Here is a 3982-nt window from a genome sequence, read left to right as displayed (position 1 = left end):
GAGGCGTGCGCGGCCTCCCGCGCCGCGCTCGCGCCCGCCACCCGCCGCGTGCGGGGCACGCGGGCCCGCAGCACGTCGGGTCGCGCCACCCGCACCGTGCCGTCGGGCGCCTCGACCACCGGGGCCGTGCCCAGCTCGCGCAGGCGGGGCAGCAGCACGTCGATGGGTACGGCGCTCACCACCACCGTCGGCGCGATCCGCCGCAGCCCGAGCGACGCAGCCCGGGGGTCGTGGAGCAGGGAGGTCAGCGCCGTCTCGTCGTCCGTGCGCACGAACGCCTCGGCGTGGCCGACCCGCAGGGTGCCGAAGGTGCGGGCGACGTCGTCGACGAGGTAGGTGAGCGGCTGCGGGACAGGGGTCGCCGACACCTCGGCGACGAACGCGTGCACGTCCGAGGCGCTCCAGCCCACGTCGAAGGCGCGCCGCACCGACGAGGCCGAGAAGCGGTAGACCGCGGCGCCGCCCGCCGACTCCAGGTCGGCGACGAGCTGCAGCCGGCGCGCCAGCTCGGCCTCCAGCGGCCCGGGGGCGACGGCCGTGAGGTCGGCCTGCAGCAGCACGCGGTCCACCGGGTCGGGCAGCAGAGTGTCGAGGGCGGCGACGCCCCGCTCGCCGTCGTCGGCCAGCACGGCCCGCGCCGCCGTGGTGAGGCCCCCGAGGGCGACGAGACCGAGCACGGCCGCCTCCTCGAGCGACCACACGACGACCTCGTCGCGCAGCGGCGGGCGCCGCGGCCGCAGCCACCGCACGTGGGCGACCACCGAGGCCGGTCCCGTGCCCGACGCCAGCACCTCGCCGGCGGGCAGCTCGCGCAGCAGCACGTCGAGGGTGGTACGGCGGGTCTCGGCCGCGACCGGGTGGGTGAGGTCGGGCTCGAGGGCGTTGGCGGCCTTGCGGGTGCGCTCGTCGCGCCGCCCGACCAGGCCGACCAGCCGCGACGAGTCCAGCCAGGCCTGCGCCAGCACGAGCCAGCGGGCGGCCACGTCGCGGGTGACCCACGCGTCGTACGCGTCGGTCGGCACCCACACCGGGTCCCCGTCCCCGTCGACGCCCTCGGCGAGCAGCCCGGCGGCGTGGGCGACCTCGACGACGAGCGCGGCCTCCGGCTCGCCGACCTGCAGGGCCGCGGCCGCGGCCCGGAGGTCCCGCACCGCGAGCCCGCCCGCACGCAGCAGCCCGGGTGGGCGCGTGCCCCAGGTGTCCAGCAGCAGCTCGGTGCGCCGTACCAGCTCGAAGGCGGCGCCTGCGCCGGCGCGGTCCACGACGGCGGCGTCGCGGGTCGACGTCGCCAGCGGCGGCGCGGTCAGGTCGTCGACGGCGATCCCGGTGCCGAGCACCACCCCCACCTCGCCGGGCACCCGGACCTCGCCGGTGCCGCGGGGCCGCAGCAGGCCGGCGGCGACGAGCTCGGTGACCGGGGTGCTCGGGGCCGTGGCGTCGCGCAGGTCCTCCTTCGTCGTGCCCCGCCCGCCGTGCGCGTGCACGTGGTCGAGCAGGGCCCGGGCCGGCTCGGACAGCGCCGCGAGGCCCGCGCGCACCGCGTCGGGCGCGAGCGCGTCGGCGGTCAGCGGCTCGAGCGGCACGCGCGTCTCGACGGGGCCGACACCGAGCGCGTCGGGGACGGTCGAGAGCGGGCGCAGGCCGTCGGGGGACTGCCACAGCAGCGCCTGGTCGACGAGCCGCGCGAGCGCGGCGTCCACCCGCGAGCGGTCGCTCGGTAGCGTCACGCCCAGCACGTCGGCGGCCGTCCATGCGGGGGTTTGCCCGACGAGCACCTGGGAATGCAGGACCAGCAGCTCCCACCGGTCCAGCCGGTCGAGGGCGCGGAGGACGGATGCACGGGTGGCCGCTCGCGACGCGAGCTGGCCCGAGTCGTGGGGAGCGGGAGTGGCGAGGTCGGGTCGTGCGTGGAGCAGACGGGTGAGCTGCTCGTCCGACCAGCTGCGCAGCTGGTCGGCGAGGCTCCGGTACGCCGGGGGAGGCGTGGCTGCTGCGGACATCCCCCTCACGCTACTGGTCGAGCGCGCGAGCGTCGGAGGAACCGGGGGGACGGCTCGGTGAACGAGGTCGAGCTGCACTACGGCTCCGCGACCGACGTCGGCCGGGTGCGCGCCACCAACCAGGACGCGTTCCTGGCCCAGCCCCCCGTCTTCGTCGTCGCCGACGGCATGGGCGGCCACGACGACGGCGACGTCGCGAGCCGCATGGTGGTCGAGGAGTTCGCGCTGCTGACCGACGCCGCGTGCGACGCCGAGCGCGGCGCCGAGCTCGTCATCGCCTCGCTGCGCTCCTGCCACGGCCGGCTGCTCGAGCGGGCCGAGGACATGCGCACGGCCGGCCAGCCCGACTGGTACTCCGGCACCACCGCCGTCGTCGCGCTCGTGGTGGAGGACGAGGGGGTGCCGAAGTGGCTGCTGGCCAACCTCGGCGACTCCCGCATCTACAAGCTGAGCGACGGCGACCTCGACCAGGTGAGCATCGACCACTCGGTCGTGCAGGAGATGTTCGACGCCGGCCACATCAGCGCCGCCGAGATGGCGACGCACCCCCGGCGCAACGTCATCACGCGTGCGCTGGGCGGGCCGGGCTTCGACCAGCCCGACTTCTTCCTGCTGCCGCTCGCGTCCGCCGAGCGGATCGTGCTCTGCAGCGACGGGGTGAGCGGCATGATCGACGGCGAGGCGATCGCCGGGATCCTGCGCGACACCCCCGACCCCCGCGACGCCGCCGAGCGGGTGGTCGCGGCCGCGGTGGAGGCCGGTGGCCAGGACAACGCCACGGCGGTCGTGGTCGATGTGGTGGGATTGGCGCGGTCCGGGCAGGTCTACGACTCGGCCCAGCAGCAGCAGAGTCTCGAGGAGAAGCTGGGAGCACTGCCATGACAGAGCACGTGAGCACGACGGGCGCCGTCGCCCGGTCCTACCGGCCGGGCTCCTGGTTCGCCGTGTTCGGCACGGGCGCCTCGGTGCTCCTGCCGCCGAGCGAGAAGCGCCGCGTCGCCGCGCTGTGGGCGCTCGTCGACGACGGAGCGGGCTTCGACGAGGTGCTCGACGCCCTCATCACCTCCGGCCTGCGCGACCTCCCGGGCTTCGTGCTGCTCGGCCACGAGGGCACCACGGTGCGCGTCGTCGTCCGCGGCGGCGCGAGCGTCACCTTCACGCTGCCCGACGACGAGGTCGAGGTCTCCGGCCTGGCCGCCTCCACCTGGGTCGAGCGGACCCTCACCGACGTCACCAGCCACGCCGTCGTCCTCGAGGGCGCCGACGACACCGAGCTCGCCGACGACGCCGCCGACCTGCCCATCGCCTCCGGGCTCGTGCGCGTCGCGCGCGTCGACACCCCCGCCCGTACGGCGCCGCGCCCGGTCCCGGCCGAGGCGCTGGGCGACGGCGGTGCGGTCGCCGCCCCGGCGGCCCCCGTGGCCGTCATCTCGCCCGTCGAGGTGCCGGCCGCGCCCGACCCGCTCGGCGTCGACACCGTCCCCGAGCCCGAGGTCCCCGCCGAGGCGCCGGGCGACGAGGCCGCCGCTCCCGTCGAGGAGCGGCCCGACGACCTGCCGGGCGACGTGCCCGACGAGGAGCTGGGGGAGATCGCGGCGGAGGCCGCGGGCGACGTCGAGGACGAGGACGAGGGGGAGCAGCAACCGGCCTCCTCCGCCGCCCCGGCGCCGTTCGACCTCGTGAAGTCGCCTCCGGCCCCGGCGCCGGACGACGCCGGCATGCCGCCCATGCCCCCTCTCCCGCCGCGCGCCCCCGTGCCCCCGGCCTCGCCGTTCCCGGTGGGCGGCTTCGACGACGCCCCGGCGCACGACGGCGGGCACGCCGTACCGGCCGGGGACGACCCGCTGAGCGACGCCTACCCGCCGCCGCCCCCGCCCCTGGGCGACTTCGAGGAGCCGGCCCCGCGCCACGACCCGCCGCCCCCGCCGCCGCCGTTCGGCCACGACCAGGCCGCCGCGGGCGGCGACCACGGCGCCGAGCCG

The 3982-nt window shown here is 77.4% G+C and carries 2 protein-coding genes and 1 pseudogene; 2 read left to right on the top strand and 1 reads right to left on the bottom strand.

Going from position 1 to position 3982, the window contains the following annotated elements:
* Positions 1-2000, bottom strand: a 2000-nt coding sequence (locus tag KK617_RS18495; protein WP_277501659.1) for a helicase-associated domain-containing protein, incomplete at its 3' end; no start/stop codon positions are given.
* Positions 2001-2057: 57 nt separating this feature from the next.
* Between KK617_RS18495 and KK617_RS18490 the strand changes: the two genes are divergently transcribed.
* Positions 2058-2882, top strand: a complete 825-nt coding sequence (locus KK617_RS18490) for a protein phosphatase 2C domain-containing protein (RefSeq protein ID WP_277501658.1) — start codon at positions 2058-2060, stop codon at positions 2880-2882.
* Positions 2879-3982 (top strand): annotated as a pseudogene (locus tag KK617_RS18485) (hypothetical protein); the annotation flags it as partial. The gene KK617_RS18490 and the pseudogene KK617_RS18485, both read left to right, overlap by 4 nt.

The sequence above is a fragment of the Nocardioides sp. ChNu-99 genome (genome assembly GCF_029493445.1).
GTDB lineage: Bacteria > Actinomycetota > Actinomycetes > Propionibacteriales > Nocardioidaceae > Nocardioides.
Note: the sequence above shows the minus strand (reverse complement) of the source record. Positions and strands in the feature narration are given on the sequence as shown.